At 65.1% G+C, this 17,768-nt stretch carries 13 protein-coding genes; 8 read left to right on the top strand and 5 right to left on the bottom strand.

Annotation, left to right across the window (positions count from 1 at the left end):
• Positions 1-10 precede the first annotated feature (10 nt).
• Positions 11-1,093 (top strand): nickel/cobalt transporter, encoded by a 1,083-nt coding sequence (locus AC0L3U_RS05940; RefSeq protein WP_473361108.1) that lies wholly within the window; start codon positions 11-13, stop codon positions 1,091-1,093.
• A 166-nt stretch (positions 1,094-1,259) separates the two neighbouring features.
• Here AC0L3U_RS05940 and AC0L3U_RS05935 read toward each other — a convergent pair whose 3' ends face one another.
• On the bottom strand, positions 1,260-1,658 hold the full coding sequence (locus AC0L3U_RS05935; protein WP_473361041.1) for an MAPEG family protein: 399 nt from the start codon (positions 1,656-1,658) through the stop codon (positions 1,260-1,262).
• 79 nt (positions 1,659-1,737) lie between these two features.
• Here AC0L3U_RS05935 and hemH point away from each other — a divergent pair, with 79 nt between their 5' ends.
• The 4 genes from hemH (at position 1,738) to AC0L3U_RS05915 (ending at position 5,595) form a co-directional block, all read left to right on the top strand.
• Positions 1,738-2,775, top strand: a complete 1,038-nt coding sequence (gene hemH, locus AC0L3U_RS05930; RefSeq protein ID WP_473361040.1) for a ferrochelatase — start codon at positions 1,738-1,740, stop codon at positions 2,773-2,775.
• 25 nt (positions 2,776-2,800) lie between these two features.
• A complete protein-coding gene (locus tag AC0L3U_RS05925) occupies positions 2,801-3,775 on the top strand; it encodes an ABC transporter substrate-binding protein (RefSeq protein ID WP_473361039.1) in 975 nt (324 codons plus the stop codon).
• Between the two features lie 274 nt (positions 3,776-4,049).
• On the top strand, positions 4,050-5,051 hold the full coding sequence (locus tag AC0L3U_RS05920) for an SPFH domain-containing protein (protein WP_007615156.1): 1,002 nt from the start codon (positions 4,050-4,052) through the stop codon (positions 5,049-5,051).
• Between the two features lie 97 nt (positions 5,052-5,148).
• Positions 5,149-5,595 carry an NfeD family protein gene (locus AC0L3U_RS05915; RefSeq protein ID WP_473361038.1) on the top strand — a complete coding sequence of 149 codons (447 nt, stop codon included), beginning with the start codon at positions 5,149-5,151 and terminating at the stop codon, positions 5,593-5,595.
• A 180-nt stretch (positions 5,596-5,775) separates the two neighbouring features.
• Here AC0L3U_RS05915 and AC0L3U_RS05910 read toward each other — a convergent pair whose 3' ends face one another.
• A complete protein-coding gene (locus tag AC0L3U_RS05910) occupies positions 5,776-6,102 on the bottom strand; it encodes a winged helix-turn-helix transcriptional regulator (RefSeq protein WP_473361037.1) in 327 nt (108 codons plus the stop codon).
• Between the two features lie 72 nt (positions 6,103-6,174).
• On the opposite strand from AC0L3U_RS05910, the gene AC0L3U_RS05905 reads away from it, so the two are divergent.
• Complete coding sequence (locus AC0L3U_RS05905) at positions 6,175-6,732, top strand: carboxymuconolactone decarboxylase family protein (RefSeq protein ID WP_473289977.1); 558 nt, start codon at positions 6,175-6,177, stop codon at positions 6,730-6,732.
• A 106-nt stretch (positions 6,733-6,838) separates the two neighbouring features.
• On the opposite strand, the gene AC0L3U_RS05900 is transcribed toward AC0L3U_RS05905, so the two are convergent.
• Complete coding sequence (locus AC0L3U_RS05900) at positions 6,839-7,846, bottom strand: KpsF/GutQ family sugar-phosphate isomerase (protein ID WP_473361036.1); 1,008 nt, start codon at positions 7,844-7,846, stop codon at positions 6,839-6,841.
• A 191-nt stretch (positions 7,847-8,037) separates the two neighbouring features.
• On the opposite strand from AC0L3U_RS05900, the gene AC0L3U_RS05895 reads away from it, so the two are divergent.
• A complete protein-coding gene (locus AC0L3U_RS05895) occupies positions 8,038-9,804 on the top strand; it encodes an outer membrane beta-barrel protein (protein ID WP_473361035.1) in 1,767 nt (588 codons plus the stop codon).
• A 207-nt stretch (positions 9,805-10,011) separates the two neighbouring features.
• Here AC0L3U_RS05895 and AC0L3U_RS05890 read toward each other — a convergent pair whose 3' ends face one another.
• Positions 10,012-11,463, bottom strand: coding sequence for a glutamate synthase subunit beta (locus AC0L3U_RS05890; protein ID WP_473361034.1), 1,452 nt, complete (start codon positions 11,461-11,463; stop codon positions 10,012-10,014).
• A gap of 145 nt (positions 11,464-11,608) precedes the next feature.
• The gene (gene gltB, locus AC0L3U_RS05885) at positions 11,609-16,342 is read right to left on the bottom strand and encodes a glutamate synthase large subunit (protein WP_473361033.1); all 4,734 of its coding nucleotides are present in this window, start codon (positions 16,340-16,342) and stop codon (positions 11,609-11,611) included.
• A 492-nt stretch (positions 16,343-16,834) separates the two neighbouring features.
• Between gltB and AC0L3U_RS05880 the strand changes: the two genes are divergently transcribed.
• Entirely contained in the window at positions 16,835-17,578 is a 744-nt protein-coding gene (locus AC0L3U_RS05880) for a hypothetical protein (protein ID WP_473361032.1), read from the top strand.
• Positions 17,579-17,768: the final 190 nt, after the last annotated feature.

Raw genomic sequence — 17,768 nt, 5'->3', positions numbered from 1 at the left:
ACTCACGCCCATGGCGCGCGGGCTCGCTGTCTGCGCCGGCGTTCTTCTCATCGTGGGCGCGGCCGATGCGGCGCTCCACGATCTCCTCGCGCAGAACCCGTTCGGCGCGCCGCGTTCGCCACAAGCCACCCAGCCCGAGGCCAGCGGCCTGATCGGCTGGCTGCTGGCAAAACAGTCGGAATTTTACCGCCAGATGTCGGCGACCATCCGCGCCGCGAAGTCCGATGGCTCCGCGGTGTGGACGCTGCTCTTCATCTCGTTCGCCTATGGCATCTTCCACGCGGCTGGCCCCGGCCACGGCAAGGCGGTGATCGCCTCCTATCTCGTCGCCAATCGCGAGACCGCCCGGCGCGGCATCGTGCTGTCGTTTGCCTCCGCGCTGATGCAGTCGCTGGTGGCGATCCTGATCGTCGGCATCTCGGCCTGGGTGCTGAATGCGACCGCCAAGACCATGTGCAAGGCGGAGGGCGCGATCGAGATCGCGAGCTACGCCCTGATCGCGCTGTTCGGCCTGCGGCTGGTCTGGGTCAAGGGCCGCACCTTCATCCGTGCGCTGCAGGCGGTTCAGCCGGTGCCCGCGATCGCGGGCGTGCCGCATGACCATCATGACCACGACCACCACCACCACCACGATGCGCACGATGATCATGGTCACGACCACGCCCAGGCCCATCATCACCACCAGCATGACCACGTTCATGACGAGCATTGCGGCCATTCCCACGGTCCCACGCCGAGCGAGCTCGCCGGCCCCGGTGGCTGGGGACGCGGCTTTGCCGCGATCCTGACCGTCGGCATTCGCCCCTGTTCGGGCGCGATCCTGGTGCTGGTGTTCGCGCTGGCCCAGGGCCTGTTCTGGGCCGGCATTGCCGCGACCGTGCTGATGGGGCTCGGCACCGCGATCACGGTCGCGGCCATCGCCGTGATCGCCGTCTCCGCCAAGGACATCGCCGGCCGCCTGAGCGCCGGGCGCGACGGCGGCGGCGCACTTTTCATGCGCGGCATCGAATTCGCCGCCGCCGGCCTCGTGCTGCTGTTCGGCGCCGGCCTGTTGTTGGGCTACGTCGCGGCCGAACGGACGACGTGTTTTTGAGTTTTTTCCCTCTCCCCCTGTGGGAGAGGGTGGCTCGCCGCGTCGCGGCGAGACGGGTGAGGGGTTGCCTCCGCGAGCGATCCTCTTGCAGCTGCGTCGCGGATAGAACCCCTCATCCGGCGCTTCGCGCCACCTTCTCCCACAAGGGGAGAAGGAATGAAAAGAGTCACACCGGCAGAAACTGCTTCAACGCTGGCATGAAGAAGATCCCGAGATTGATCGCGAAGCCGATGCTCCAGAGGATGGAGCGCAGCGTCGGGCGGTTGCCGAGATAGGTCAGCACATAGGCGATCCGTACGATCAGGAACAGCACCGCGACCTCGTCGATCAGGCGCTGCGGCGAATCCCTGTATTCGGCGAGCAGCACCGCAAAGGCGAAGAACGGAAAGGTCTCGATGCCGTTCTGATGCGCGCCGAGCGCGCGCTGCGCGATGGCGTCCTCGAAGAAGGCTGGATCGCGCGGCCGCGAATTGTCGAAGCCGCGAAATCTGATCCATTTGATCGAGACGATCGTTAAGAGATAGAGCAGCAGCGCCCCGAAAACGCACCATTCCGCCAGCGTCATGGTTCTCCCCCTGTGTACTGACCCTAGCGAAACCGCCCCAATCTTGACAAGTTCGGAACAACGCGCGACGCAACGGATCATGATGACAATCGCCCCCAGCCAGACCGCGATGCCGGCCACGCAGCCCGCCCCCTCGCGCGTCGGCGTGCTCCTGGTCAATCTCGGCACGCCCGATACCGCCGACGCGCGCGGCGTGCGGGTCTATCTGAAGGAGTTCCTCTCGGACGCCCGTGTCATCGAGGATCAGGGCTTGATCTGGAAGGTGGTGCTGAACGGCATCATCCTGCGCACCCGCCCCCGCGCCAAGGCGCGCGACTATCTGAAGATATGGAACACCGAGAAGAACGAGTCGCCGCTCAAGACCATCACGCGCTCGCAGAGCGACAGGCTCGCGGCCATGCTTTCGGACCGCGACCAGGTCACGGTGGAGTGGGCAATGCGCTATGGTAATCCTTCGATCAAGTCGGGCATCGATGCCCTGATTGCGAAGGGATGTGATCGCATCCTTGCCGTACCGCTCTATCCGCAATATTCGGCAGCGACATCCGCCACCGTCTGCGACGAGGTGTTTCGCGTACTCTCCCGGTTGCGCGCGCAGCCGACGCTGCGGGTGACGCCGCCTTATTACGAGGACGAAGCCTATATCGACGCGCTCGCCACCTCGATCGAGACGCATCTGGCGAGCCTGCCCTTCGAGCCGGAGCTGATCGTCGCCTCCTTCCATGGTATGCCGAAGGCCTATGTCGACAAGGGCGATCCCTATCAGAGCCAATGCGTCGCGACCACCGAGGCGCTGCGACGCCGGCTCGGCATGGACGAGACAAAGCTGCTGCTGACCTTCCAGTCGCGGTTCGGATTCGACGAGTGGCTGCAACCCTACACCGACAAGACCATGGAGCGTCTGGCGAAAGAGGGCGTGCGCCGCATCGCGGTGATCACCCCGGGTTTTTCCGCCGACTGCCTGGAGACGCTGGAGGAGATCGCGCAGGAGAATGCCGAGATCTTCGAGCACAATGGCGGCGAGCAGTTTTCCGCGATCCCCTGCCTCAACGACAGCGCCCCCGGCATGGATGTGATCCGAACGCTGGTGCTGCGCGAGCTCCAGGGCTGGATATAGTGAGCCTGGATCTGATGGGACCCCCATGAATCGCCGCGAATGCCTGGCGCTTCTTGGGGTGACCGCTGCGCTGCCGGCCTCGGTGCTGGCGCAAACGAATGCGACGCGCCGGCTCGGCGTGCTCTCGGTTACGGCGGCCGACGATGCGATCGGGCAGACGCGTAGCGCGGTCCTGGTCCAGGCGCTTGCCGACCATGGCTGGAAGGAGCGCGACGACCTCAAGATCGATTGGCGCAACGGCGGCGGCGACCGCGCACGGATCGCGCAATTCGCCGACGAACTCGTGGCGCTCAAGCCCGACATCCTGCTTGCGGTCGGCACGCCCTCCGTGGAGGAGCTGCGCCGGCGCACGACGACGGTCCCGATCGTTTTCGCCGTCGTCACCGATCCTGTCAGCCAGGGCTTTGTCCAGAATCTCGCCCATCCCGGCGGCAATGTCACCGGCTTCACCGATTACGACGGCCCGCTGGCCGGCAAATGGCTGGAGATGCTGACGCAGGTCACGCCAAGACCGTCCCGTGTGTTCGTGGTCTACAATCCCGCCACCGCGCCGTTCGCGCCCCTGATGCTGCGTACGATCGAGGACGCCGGCCGCGCGCTCGATGTGACGGTGGAGCCCGCGCCGGTCCATGACACGGCCTCGATCGCCGCCCTGGCCTCGCGAAAGGACGGCGGCCTGCTGGTGCTGCCGGACTTCTTCACCATGTCCAACCGCGCGCTTCTGCTGGCGGCGATCAATGACGCGCGCGTGCCGGCGGTGTTCTGGAGCCGCACCTTCGTGGACGAGGGTGGCTTGATGTCCTACAGCACCGACAGCGCCGAGCAGCTCCGCCGCGCCGCCTCCTATATCGATCGCATCCTGAAGGGGGCGCGGGCGGCCGACCTGCCGGTCCAAAATCCAACCACGTTCGAGCTGGCGATCAACTTGAAGACGGCCAGGGCGCTCGGCGTCACGCTTTCGCCAAGCCTGCTCGCAACCGCGAACGAAGTCATCGAGTAGGATTTGGCTGCGACCGTCGGCATGGCCGGATTCGTTAACGTCGTCGCTAGGTCTGCGCCAGCACGCTTTCAAGAGCGCCTCGCAAATACATAATCGCGACCATTCCCTCTCCCGGCGTCTTGTGTAGAATCCTGCCGATGCCGAAATCATCTACGACCGCTGAAGACTGAATCCTTTACTGAACCCTTTACTGAACCCTTGGGGTCGCGATCCCGACCAATGACAGCGCGGAAAAGGGCCTTTTCCCGACAATCTTTTCCGCCTTGGAGGAAATATGAGCGGTTTCGACATTTTCGCAATTGTGCTGGTTTTGCTGGTCATCGTCACGCTGGTTGCCGGCGTGAAAACGGTACCGCAGGGCTATGACTGGACCATCGAGCGGTTCGGCAAATACACCCAGACGCTGAGCCCCGGGCTCAATCTGATCGTGCCCTATTTCGATCGCGTCGGGCGCAAGATCAACATGATGGAGCAGGTGATCGACATCCCCGAGCAGGAGGTGATCACCAAGGACAACGCCACCGTGACAGTCGACGGCGTCGCCTTCTTTCAGGTGTTCGACGCCGCCAAGGCGAGCTACGAGGTCTCAAACCTGACCCAGGCCGTCACCGTGCTGACCATGACCAACATCCGTTCGGTGATGGGTTCGATGGATCTCGACCAGGTGTTGTCGCATCGCGACGAAATCAACGAGCGCCTGCTGCGTGTGGTCGATGCCGCCGTCTCGCCCTGGGGCCTCAAGGTCAATCGTATCGAGATCAAGGACATCGTGCCGCCGGCGGACCTCGTCGAAGCTATGGGCCGACAGATGAAGGCCGAGCGCGTCAAACGCGCCGACATCCTTCAGGCTGAAGGTGCACGCCAGTCCGAGATCCTGCGCGCCGAGGGTGCCAAGCAGGGCCAGATCCTCCAGGCGGAAGGTCGCCGCGAGGCCGCCTTCCGCGACGCCGAAGCGCGCGAGCGTTCGGCGGAAGCCGAGGCCAAGGCAACGCAGATGGTCAGTGAAGCCATCGCCAAGGGCGACGTCGCGGCGCTGAACTATTTTATCGCCGACAAGTATATTAAGGCGTTCGGCCAGTTCGCGGACTCACCGAACCAGAAGATCATCATGCTGCCGATCGAAGCCACCAGCATGCTCGGCTCGCTCGCCGGCATCGGCGAGATCGCCAAGGCGACGTTCGGCGAGAGTGCGGCATCCGCCGCTGCCGCCGCTCGTCGCGGTTCGGTGCCGACGACCGGCAGCACGCCGCCGGCGGTGCCGCCGCGGCAGGGGTAAAGCGCATGCCCCGGAAAAGTGGACACCGGTTTTCCCTCGCGACAAACGCGGAACGCGTTTGCGCGGAGGGCATGCGCCATTTCAAAGAGGTCGTGTCATGACCGACATGTTCGTATCGCTCGGCACCTGGAATTGGCTGATCTTCGGCTTCATCCTGATGGCGCTGGAGGTGCTGGCGCCGGGCGTTTTCCTGTTCTGGCTCGGGCTCGCCGCGCTGCTGGTCGGACTGATCTCGTTCGGAGTAGCGATATCCTGGCAGATCCAGCTCGTGATGTTCGCGATCTTCGCCGCCGCCGCCGTGCCGGTCTGGCGCCGGCTCGCCCGGCCGAAGCCGGATGCAGTTGCCGCCAGCCCCTTCCTCAACAAGCGCGCGGATGCGCTGCTCGGCCGCGAGTTCACGCTGGAGAAGCCGATCGTCGACGGCAACGGCACCATGCGCATTGGCGACACCGTCTGGCGCGTCGCAGGTCCTGATACGCCGGCGGGCACGCGTGTGAAAGTGGTGCAGGTCGACGGTGCGAATCTGACGGTGGCGGCGGCGTAGCTATTTTCCCTCCCCCCTTGTGGGGGAGGGTGGCTCGCCGCGGAGCGGCGAGACGGGTGAGGGGTATCTCGCCTCCAACGCTGAGCTGAGTTTGCGGAGACAAACCCCTCATCCGGCGCTTCGCGCCACCTTCTCCCACAAGGGGAGAAGGAAGATTGGAGTGCGGAGCTACGACTAACGCTACCTCTTCCACCGCTCCGCAAACCTATGCAGCGGCATGAACGTCTCGCACAATTCCCGCCCCAGCGCCGTCAGCCCGTAACCGCCAGCTTCGCCCAGCTCCACGAACCCGGCCTCGCGCAAATCGTCCAGCCGCGCCTGCAGCACGGTCGGCGAGGCCTCGTCGCAGGCCGCTCGCAATGCGCGCGAGGTGAGGGGGGCGTCGCGCAGCTCCCACAGGATTCGCAAGGCCCAGCGTCGTCCCAGGAGGTCGAGCAGCACCATGACCGGCCGCGCGGTGCGCGAGCCCCGGACGCCGCGCGATCTCGAAGTGGTCTGTTTCGCCATCGTCGTCCTCTTGCGCAGCGCTACAAATAATGTAGCTTTATGCTACATTAAATGTAGCAAGAAAGACGGCTAATGTCCCAAGCCACGCCGCGTATTGCCCCGCTCACCCCGCCTTATCCCCTGGAGATCCAGGCGCAGTTCGACCGCATCATGCGCGGTGCGCCGCCGCTGCTGCTGTTCCGGGTTATGGCGGGCCACACCCGCGCCTGGGACAAGTTTCGCGCCGGCGGTCTGCTCGATCCCGGCCCGCTCTCGTTGCGCCAGCGCGAGATCGTGATCGACCGCACCTGCGGGCTGAACAAATGTGAATATGAATGGGGCGTGCACGTCGCGGTCTTTGCCGGGCCAGCGAAACTCACCGAGGAGGAAGTGCACGCCACCGTGCGAGGCAATGCGAGGTCGCCGTGCTGGTCCCCGGCCGAGCAGGCGCTGATTGCCGCCGTCGACGCGCTGCATCACCGCGCGACCTTTGACGACGCCGAGTTCGCCGCGCTATCGGCGCATTACGATGAGACGCAGATCCTGGAGATCATGCTGCTGTGCGGCTTCTATCGCACGGTGTCGTATCTGGCGAACGGGCTGCGGCTGCCGCTGGAAGAGACGGCGGCGCGGTTTCCGGCGCTGCCCTAACCACCGTCATTGCGAGGAGCTCTTGCGACGAAGCAATCCAGGCTGTTTCCGCGGAGGCAGTCTGGATTGCTTCGCTGCGCTCGCAGTGACGAGTGGAGAGAGCCCTCTACGCCACGCCCGCCCGCAGCAGATCGTGCAGGTGCACGATGCCCACCACCTTGTCCGCCTCGGTCACGACCAGCGTCGTGATCTTGCGGGTGTTGAGCACCTCGATCATCTCGGTGGCCAGCATCGAGGGCGGCACGGTCTTCGGCTGCCTGGTCATGATGTCGTCGACCGACGCCGCCAGCAGGTCCGGCCGCATCTGGCGGCGCAAATCGCCGTCGGTGATGATGCCGACGGCCTCGACCGCATCGTTGACGATGCAGACGCAGCCGAGACCCTTGGCCGACATCTCCATCACCGCGTCCGACATCTTGGTGCCGAGCGGCTTGACCGGGATCTCCACACCGGTGCGCATGTAGTCGCGGACGAATTTCAGCATCGCCCCTAACTTGCCGCCGGGGTGGAAATGCGCGAACTCCAGCGCGGTGAAGCCGCGGCCTTCGAGCAGCGCGATCGCGATGGCATCGCCGATCGCGGCCTGCATCAGGGTCGAGGTGGTCGGCGCCAGATTGTGCGGGCAGGCCTCGCGCGCCTTCGGCAGCTCGATCACGATGTCGGCGGCTTGTCCCAGCGAGGACGCCGCGTTCGACGTCACCGCGATCATGGGAATGGCGAACCGGGCCGAATAGTTCACCAGCGTCTTCATCTCCGGCTGCTCGCCGGACCAGGACAGCGCCATGATGACATCGTCGGGCGTGATCATGCCGAGGTCGCCATGACCGGCTTCGGCGGCGTGGACGAAGAAGGCGGGCGTGCCGGTCGAGGCCAGCGTTGCCGCGATCTTGCGGCCCATATGGCCCGACTTACCGAGCCCGGTGACGATGACGCGGCCCTTTGCGTTGCGGATCAGATCGACCGCCTTGGCGAAGCTCGCGCCGAGCGGGCCGCGCAGGGCGGCGGCGAGCGCGTTGATACCGCCGCTTTCCGTTTCCAGGGTGCGGAGTGCGGATTCGACACTGTCGGGAATGGGGCCGGATGATTGGGTCATCAGCGGTTTCGAACTCGGCATGTTCTGGTCCAGGGAGGAGAGGCGTTTGCCCGTTGGCGTCTGCTTAGCACGCCAGGGCCTTCGAGGCGACGAGGGCTCCCCAGCCCTCAACCGGTCGTTAACCATAATTGTTTTAACTCCATTAACGATGGTTCCCTCCGATCGGCGGGGATAATCGCGAAAGTGTTTGATTTCGTTGGAGTTCTTCCATCGTGGGGTCGTCTCCAGGCACGAGCCGGAGCAAACGCGCGCATTTCCTGCGCGCGGCTTTGCCGTGCTTTGCGCTGACGGTCCTTGGAAGCGCCCCCGGGGCCGCCCAGAGCCTCACCCCCGACCTGTTCAGTCCTAACCGCGGTGGCTTCGCCTCGCCCGACACGCTGCCGACGCGCCGCACCGCGGGCGTGCCGCAGGCACCGTCGGATGCGCTGCCGACGTTGCCCGATCCCAATGCCGATTTGCGCAAGCGCCAGCAGGCGCCGGCGCGCCCAGGCCAGACCCCGAACAACCAAAATCCGACCAACCAGGTCCCGATCTACGGCCTGCCCGCAGCCAATGGCGCCAGCGCCTCCGGCTACGATTCGCTCAACCGTAAGCGACAGCAGCCCAAGCTCCATCCCGGACAGCCGAAGCCGAAGCGTCCGGTCGGACCCGGCTCGCCGGTGCCGCCGGCAACGCCGGAGCGAACGCTCGGTCCGCCACGCATCGCGCCGCCGCCGTCCGAGACCGCGCACAAGACACCGGTCCCGCCGGCACTGGCCGGCAACGTGCCCGGCCAGCCGCTGCGCCGCCGCCTCAAGCTCGACGAGGATGCGTTCGGCGCGGTCGGCGACTATGCCGGCAGCTTCCTGATCAAGGGGGGGCTCGAACTCTCCACCGGCTACGACACCAACCCGGCGCGTTTGAACAAGCCGGTCGGCTCGCCGGCCTATGTCGTTGCGCCCGACCTGCTCGTGGCGTCCGATTGGGAGCGCCACGCGCTGGTCGCGGATCTGCGCGGCTCGTTCTCGGGCTACACCAACAACATGCCGGCGACGATCGACGGCTTTGCCTCGCCCTCGCCGGTCGAGGTCGACCGCCCCGACTTCAACGGCCACATCGACGGCCGCATCGACGTCAATCGCGATCTCAAGCTGACCACGCAGCTGCGCCTGCGGCTCGCCACCGATAATCCCGGCAGCCCGAACGTGCAGGCCGGCCTGCAGAAATATCCTGTTTACGCGACCTATGGCACGACCGTCGGCTTCGACCAGACCTTCAACCGCTTCCAAGTCGCGGCCGGCGCCACCGCGGATCGCACCGCCTACACCAACTCAAAACTCACCGACGGCTCGACCTTCAGCAACGATGACCGCGACTTTAACCAGTATGGCGGCGTGGGGCGCTTCTCCTACGAGCTGAAGCCGGGCCTGAAGCCGTTCGTCGAGATCCAGGGCGACACCCGCGTCCACGACCAGGCCGCCGACCGCAATGGCTTCTTCCGCGATTCGAACGGCGGCTACGCCAAGGTCGGCACGTCCTTCGAGTTCTCGCGCATCCTCACCGGCGAGGTCTCGGTCGGCTATTCCGCGCGCAACTATGTCGATCCGCGCCTCAGCCAGCTCGCGGGCTTCCTGACCTCGGGCTCGCTGATCTGGAATGCAAGCGGCCTGACCACGGTGAAGTTCGCCACCGACACGCAGATCGCCGAGACCACCATCCCCGGCTCCTCCGGCGTGCTGGTGCACACCTACGGGGTCGAAGTCGATCACGACTTCCGCCGCTGGCTTACGGCAGTGGGCAAGTTCACCTACGGCACCTACGACTACCAGGGCCAGAATCGCAACGACAAGACCTACTCGTTCGAAAGCAATCTGATCTACAAGCTCAACCGCAACATCTGGATCAAGGGCACGCTCCGCCACGACATCCTGGATTCGAACCAGGCGGGCTCAAGCTCGCAGGGGACGGTGGTGATGGTGGGCGTGAGGTTGCAGAATTAGCGGGCACCTGACCGTAGGCTCCTAATGAAGCCAAACCTGTCGTCCTGGCGAAAGCCAGGACCCATTACCCCAGGAGTGATTTGGCGAAGACTGATCGCTCGGGATTAGCGCCGTCTACCATCGAGAGATTCCGCGGTATGGGTCCTGGCTTTCGCCAGGACGACAGCGGACTGTTTGTCTGCCTTAAGCGGTGGCAGCTCGCCCAACTCAGCGCGGCAGATCCGTCTTCCCCATCAGGAACGTATCGATCGACCGGGCGCACAGCCGGCCCTCGCGGATAGCCCACACCACCAGCGACTGCCCGCGGCGCATGTCGCCGGCGGTGAACACGTTCGGGCGCGAGGTCTGGTAGTCGAGCGTGTTGGCCTTGACGTTGCCGCGGGGGTCGAGCTCGACCGAGAGCATCTTGAGCAGGCCCTCGTGCACGGGGTGGACGAAGCCCATCGCGAGCAGGACGAGGTCGGCGTCGAGCTCGAACTCGGTGCCGGCGATCGGCTTGAACTTGTCGTCGACGCGCACGCAATGCAGCTTCTTGACTTGGCCGTTCTCGCCGGTGAACTTTTGCGTCAGCACGGCGAATTCGCGGACCGCGCCTTCGGCCTGGCTGGAGGACGTCCGCATCTTCAGCGGCCAGTTCGGCCAGGTCAGGCCCTTGTTCTCGTGCTCCGGCGGGGCGGGCATGATCTCGAGCTGGGTCACGGAGAGCGCGCCCTGGCGCAACGAGGTGCCGATGCAGTCGGATCCGGTGTCGCCGCCGCCGATGACGACGACATGCTTGCCACCGGCCAAAATCTCCTGGACGCCGCCCAGCGGCTCTTCGGACACGCGGCGGTTCTGCTGCGGCAGGAAGTCCATCGCGTAGTGGATGCCGGCAAGGTCGCGGCCGGGGATCGGCAGGTCGCGCGGGGCTTCGGCGCCGCCGGTCAGCGCCACGGCGTCATACTCGTTGAGCATCTCGCGCGGATCGACATTGCCGTCGACGCCGACATGGCTGTTATAGTGGAACGTGACGCCTTCGCCTTCCATCTGCGTGACGCGGCGGTCGATGACGTTCTTTTCCATCTTGAAGTCGGGGATGCCGTAGCGCAGCAGGCCGCCGGCCTTGGCGAACTTCTCGAACAGATGCACGTCGTGGCCGGCGCGCGCGAGCTGCTGCGCGCAGGCCATGCCGGCCGGACCCGAGCCGATCACCGCGACCTTCTTGCCGGTCTTCACGGCCGCGACTTCCGGCTTCAGCCAGCCATTGTCCCAGGCGCGGTCGACGATCGCGCATTCGATGGTCTTGATGGTGACGGGGTTGTCATCGATGTTGAGCGTGCAGGAGGCTTCACACGGCGCCGGGCAGATGCGCCCCGTGAACTCCGGGAAATTGTTGGTCGAGTGCAGATTGCGTGAGGCTTCTTCCCAGTTGCCCTGATAGACGAGGTCGTTCCAGTCCGGGATCTGGTTGTTGACCGGGCAGCCGGGCGTGCCGGGCGAGACCGAGCCGGTGCCGTGGCAATAGGGAATGCCGCAGTTCATGCAGCGCGCGGCCTGGTCGCGCGTTTCCTTTTCGGAGAGAGGAACGACGAACTCGTGGAAATGCTTCACGCGCTCGGCGACCGGGGTGTACTTGCGGTCGTGCCGTTCGATTTCGAGAAAACCCGTGATCTTGCCCATTAAACCCGAAGTCCCTGCCGCTTAAATTCGTTGTGTTTCTCTCTCGTCGTCATTGCGAGGAGCGTGAGCTTCGAAGCAATCCAGTCCGCATCAGAGGAGAAAGTCTGGATTGCTTCGCTACGCTCGCAATGACGGGGTGTGATGCTCAAGCCCCGATCGCGATTTTCGGCTCGGCGTCCGCGTTGGCGGCCATCTCGCGCAGCGCGCGCCGGTATTCGACCGGCATCACCTTGCGGAATTTGGGCAGCCAGTCCTTCCAGTTGGCCAGGATGTCGGCGGCGCGCCTGGAGCCGGTCGCCTTGGCATGGCGCGTGATCAGGACGTGCAATCGCTCGACGTCGGAGGCGAGCAGGTCCTTGAACACGTCGACCCGGCCGTGCGCCTCGAGGTCACCGGAGTGGTGATAGGTGCCGGCGTTGATCAGCTCTTCCGACAGCACGGGCTCGAGCTCGACCATCGCCATGTTGCACAGCCTGTCGAAGTCGCCGGTCTCGTCCAGCACATAGGCGATGCCGCCGGACATGCCGGCCGCGAAGTTGCGCCCGGTCTTGCCTAGCACGACCACGATGCCGCCGGTCATGTATTCGCAGCAATGGTCGCCCGCGCCCTCGACCACCGCCACGGCGCCGGAATTGCGCACGGCAAAACGCTCGCCGGCGATGCCGCGGAAGTAGCACTCGCCTTGAATGGCGCCGTACATCACGGTGTTGCCGACGATGATGCTCTCTTCCGGCACGATGCCGCTGTTGGCCGGCGGCTTGACGATGATCTTGCCGCCCGAGAGGCCCTTGCCGACATAGTCGTTGGCTTCGCCTTCGAGCTCGAAGGTGACGCCTTGCGCCAGCCACGCGCCGAAGGCCTGGCCGGCGGTGCCCTTGAGGCTGACATGGATGGTCTCATGGGGAAGGCCGGCATGGCCGTAGATCTTGGCGACCGCACCCGACAGCATCGCGCCCGCGGAGCGGTTGGTGCTGTTGATCTTGGCCTCGATCTTCACCGGCGCACCGCGGTCGAGCGCAGGCGTCGCCTGCTCGATCAGCGTGCGATCGAGCACCGCTTCCAGATGATGGTTTTGGCGCTCGGAGTGATAGATCTTCTGGCCCTTCTCTTCCTTCTGTTTGACGAAGAGCTTGGAGAAGTCGAGGCCCTTGGCCTTCCAGTGCGCGACCAGCTTGGTCTGGTCGAGCAGCTGCACCTGGCCGATCATCTCGTTGAAGCTGCGGAAGCCGAGCGAGGCCATGATCTCGCGGACCTCCTCGGCGACGAAGAAGAAGTAGTTGATCACATGCTCGGGCTGGCCGGTGAAGCGCTTGCGCAGGACGGGGTCCTGGGTCGCGACGCCGACCGGGCAGGTGTTGAGATGGCACTTGCGCATCATGATGCAGCCGGCCGCGATCAAGGGCGCGGTGGCGAAGCCAAACTCGTCGGCGCCGAGCAGCGCGCCGATCACGACGTCACGGCCGGTGCGGAAGCCGCCGTCGACCTGGACCACGATGCGGCTGCGCAGCCGCTCGCGCACCAGCGTCTGGTGGGTTTCGGCGAGGCCGATCTCCCAGGGGCTGCCGGCGTGCTTGATCGAGGTTAGCGGCGAAGCGCCGGTGCCGCCCTCGAAGCCCGCGATGGTGACATGGTCGGCGCGCGCCTTGGCGACGCCCGCCGCCACCGTGCCGACGCCGATCTCCGAGACGAGCTTGACCGAGACCGCGCCGTCCGGGTTGACGTTCTTGAGGTCGTAGATGAGCTGCGCCAGATCCTCGATCGAGTAGATGTCGTGGTGCGGCGGCGGCGAGATCAGGCCGACGCCAGGCGTCGAATGCCGGACCTTGGCGATGGTCGCGTCGACCTTGTGGCCGGGCAATTGGCCGCCTTCGCCGGGCTTGGCGCCCTGCGCCATCTTGATCTGCATCATGTCGGAGTTGACGAGATACTCCGTGGTGACGCCGAAGCGGCCCGAGGCGACCTGCTTGATTGCCGAGCGCATGCTGTCGCCGTTCGGCAGCGGCTTGAAACGGTCGGCTTCCTCGCCGCCTTCGCCGGTGTTCGACTTGCCGCCGATCCGGTTCATGGCGATCGCGAGCGTGGTGTGCGCCTCGCGCGAGATCGAGCCGAAGCTCATCGCGCCGGTGGCGAAACGCTTGACGATGTCCTTGGCCGGCTCGACCTGGTCGAGCGGTATCGGCCTGCGCTTCTCTTCGTCCGCGTTCTTGATCCGGAACAGGCCGCGTAGCGTCAGGAGACGCTCCGACTGCTCGTTGAGGATCTTCGCGAAGGCGCGGTAGCGTTCCAGCGAATTGCCGCGCGCGGCGTGCTGCAGCAGCCCCACCGACTCGGCGGTCCATGCATGGTCCTCGCCGCGGCTGCGATAGGCATATTCGCCGCCGACATCGAGCGAAGTCTTGTAAACGAGCGCATCGCCGAACGCGTCGGCATGACGGCGCACCGCCTCTTCGGCAATCTCGCCAAGACCGACGCCCTCGACCCGGGTATGCGTGCCGGCGAAGAATTTTCCGACGAATTCCGCCTTGAGGCCGATGGCGTCGAAGATCTGCGCGCCGCAATAGGACTGGTAGGTCGAGATGCCCATCTTGGACATCACCTTGAGCAGGCCCTTGCCGATCGACTTGATGTAGCGCTTGACGATCTCGTAGTCGTCGAGCGAGCCGGGCAGGCGGTCCTTCATCGCGATGATGGTTTCGAACGCCAGATACGGATTGATCGCTTCCGCGCCGTAGCCGGCGAGACAGGCGAAGTGATGCACTTCGCGCGGCTCGCCGGATTCGACGACGAGGCCGACCGAGGTGCGCAAGCCGGTGCGGATCAAATGATGATGCACGGCGGCGCAGGCCAGCAGCGACGGGATCGGAACCCGGTCGGTGCCGACCATGCGGTCGGACAGGATGATGATGTTGACGCCCTCGCGCACTGCGCTCTCGGCGCGTGCGCAGAGCTCGTCCAGCACCTGGTCCATGCCGGCCGCGCCGAGGCCGGCGTGGAAGGTGGTGTCCAGCGTGCGCGACTTGAAGTGCGACTCGGCGACCTCGGAGATCGAGCGGATCTTTTCGAGGTCCGCGTCGGTCAGAATCGGCTGGCGCGCTTCGAGGCGCTTGGTGGTGGCAAGGCCTTGCAGGTCGAACAGGTTCGGCCGCGGTCCGATGATGGAGACGAGGCTCATCACCAGCTCCTCGCGGATCGGATCGATCGGCGGATTGGTGACCTGCGCAAAGTTCTGCTTGAAGTAGGTGAACAGCGGCTTGGCCTTGGCTGACAGCGCCGAGATCGGCGTGTCGTTGCCCATCGAACCTGCGGCTTCCTCGCCGGTGGAGGCCATCGGCGTCATCAGGATGGTGATGTCTTCCTGGCTGTAGCCAAACGCCTGCTGGCGATCGAGCAGCGACAGGTTGGAGCGCACGCCGGTGGTCGGCACCTTCGGCAGCTCTTCCAGCACGATCTGGGTCCGTTCCAGCCACTCGGTGTAGGGATGGCTCCTGGCGAGCTCGGCTTTGATCTCGTCGTCGGGGATGAGGCGGCCCTGTTCGAGGTCGACCAGCAGCATCTTGCCGGGCTGCAAGCGCCACTTGGTGATGATCTGGTCCTCGGGAATCGTCAGCACGCCCATCTCGGACGCCATCACGATGCGGTCGTCCTTGGTGACGAGATAGCGCGCCGGCCGAAGGCCGTTGCGGTCCAGCGTGGCACCGATCTGGCGGCCGTCGGTGAAGGCGATCGCGGCGGGGCCGTCCCACGGCTCCATCAAGGCTGCATGATATTCGTAGAAGGCGCGGCGCTTCTCATCCATCAAGGGATTGCCGGCCCACGCCTCCGGAATCATCATCATGACGGCGTGCGGCAGCGAGTAGCCGCCCTGCACCAGGAATTCGAGCGCGTTGTCGAAGCAGGCGGTGTCCGACTGGCCTTCGTAGGAGATCGGCCAGAGCCGGTTGATGTCCTTGCCGTACAGCTCGGAGCTCACCGAGGCCTGGCGCGCCGCCATCCAGTTGACGTTGCCGCGCAGCGTGTTGATCTCGCCGTTATGCGCGATCATGCGGTAGGGATGCGCCAGCGACCACGCCGGGAAGGTGTTGGTCGAGAAACGCTGGTGAACGAGCGCGAGCGCGCTCTCGAAGTCCTTCTCGTGCAAATCGGGATAGTACTTGCCGAGCTGGTCGGCGAGGAACATGCCCTTGTAGATCACGGTGCGGCAGGACATCGAGCACGGATAATAGCCGGCGAGGCCGCGGTCGCGACGCTGATAGATCGCTTGCGAGATCGACTTGCGCAGGATGTAAAGCCGGCGCTCGAAATCGTCCTCGGTCTTGGCGGTGCCGTTGCGGCCGATGAACACCTGCATGCAGGCGGGCTCGGTCGGCTTCACGGTGACGCCGAGCGAGGAATTGTCGGTCGGCACGTCGCGCCAGCCGAGCAGCGTCAGGCCCTCTTCCTTGATCTGGTCGGCGATGATGCTCTTGATGACGTTGCGCCAGGCGGTGTCGCGCGGCATGAACAACGCGCCGATGGCGTATTCGCCGGGATTGGGCAGTGCGAAGCCGAGCTCCTTCGCCTTGCGGCTGAAGAAAGCATGCGGGATCTGCACCAGAATGCCGGCGCCGTCACCGGCGCGCGGGTCGGCGCCGACGGCGCCGCGGTGCTCGAGGTTGCAGAGGATGCTGAGCGCGTCCGCGACGATCTCGTGGGACTTCTGGCCCTTGATGTTGGCGATGAAGCCGACGCCGCAGGAATCTTTTTCCAGGCTCGGATCGTAGAGACCTACGGCCGGCGGCCGTGAATTGTGTTCCTGAATCGGATCGGTCGTTTTCGAGGCGACCGTCGCCGACAGTTGTTCTGCCACGATGTTTCCGCGCTCGACTTGCGACCCGTTCATGTTCTCGTCCTCTCCATGCGGCAAGCTGCCTCACCGCCATCTTCGGCGCACCTTGGGCGTCCCGCGGCACCCGCTTCTGGGTCACCGCTCGTCCGCTTGCGAGCCGCATTTTCTTAAATTCAGGCCAAGGCGTTCTTCGTCCCCGAGAACGGCTTTGCCTGTTGCCTTCTTGGCGCTCGAAAGCACCGACTTTCGTTGCAATCCCTATGCCGGAACCGCAAGCAAAATTGAGACAGTCTTCCTGTCCTAACCGTCACCTTGCCAAATTTTTGTCTATCACACAAGCGCGCGCAAGTCCCGATTCCCCATAGATCAATCAATCGCTTTCCAAAAGTTGCGCGGCCCCGCTTTTGAAGCAAACGCGCCCTGATCCGGCCCCGCCGACGCCGGAATCCCCAATGAAGCTTCGGATCAACCCTTCGGAAGCCGCGCCACGCCGCAAGAAGCGAAAGAGCGCGATCCATCCGGGGGCCTGACAGGAGCGTCTCGATCATGAAGTTTTTCACAGGATGGATGGCTGCCGCCGCGCTGGCGCTGGCCGCGACCGCCGCTCAAGCGCAAGTTCCAGCGCGAGGGGCGATGATCGCAGTCTCGGATTTCGACGGACCCTATGCGCCACCGGAGGCCGCGCCGCCGCCGCCGCGCTACGGCTATGGCTACGAAGAGCGTGGGCCGGCTCCGGTGCTGCTGCCATCGACCGAGGTCTACGCGGTGCTGCGCGAGAACGGCTTCTCTCCACTGGGCATCCCGCGCCTGCGCGGCGGTGTCTACACCATCGCGGTGATCGACCGCCGCGGCGAAGACGGCCGGCTCGTGATCGATGCCCGCGACGGAAGGATCTTGCGCTTCATGCCGGCTGCCGACGCCTACGGCATGGCACCGGGCTACGAGCAGCCTGCGGTTGCACCTTACCGCCCGCAAAGTGCGCTGCCGCCGCCGACCATGGTCCGCAGTGGCCCGCCCCGCCCACCGGCCCCGATTCCACATGTCGCCAGCCGCACCGTCCCGCTACCTAAGGCTGCCCCGCCACGCGAGGCGCCGGTCGCCGCCAAGCCAGCCGAACCCGCGGCGGCGCAGGCAGCGCAGGCTCAACCTACCACGCAGACCGTGGCGGCCGTGCCTGCAAAGCCCGCCGAGGCCGCGCCGCAAGTCATTGCTCCAACCGTCGGTCTGGCCAAACCTGCTCCAACGATCCTGCCGACGCAGGACATGCCTGCAGCGCAGGGGCTGGATTGAGCCTGGGCGTTTGATGCGATGACCCGCATCACACCCACGATGTCGTCCTGGCCTAGTGCGCAATTGCGCACGGGGGCCAGGACCCATACCGCGAGGTCTATCGAGCGATTGAGGTGCGAGTACCGGACGACGAGTCTTCGCCAAACTCCTCCCTGTGGTAATGGGTCTTGGCCTTCGCCAGGACGACGTT

The organism is Bradyrhizobium sp. Kon69 (assembly GCF_055807515.1).
The sequence above is the reverse complement of the archived record's forward strand: the minus strand, read 5'-3'. Positions and strand labels throughout refer to the sequence as shown.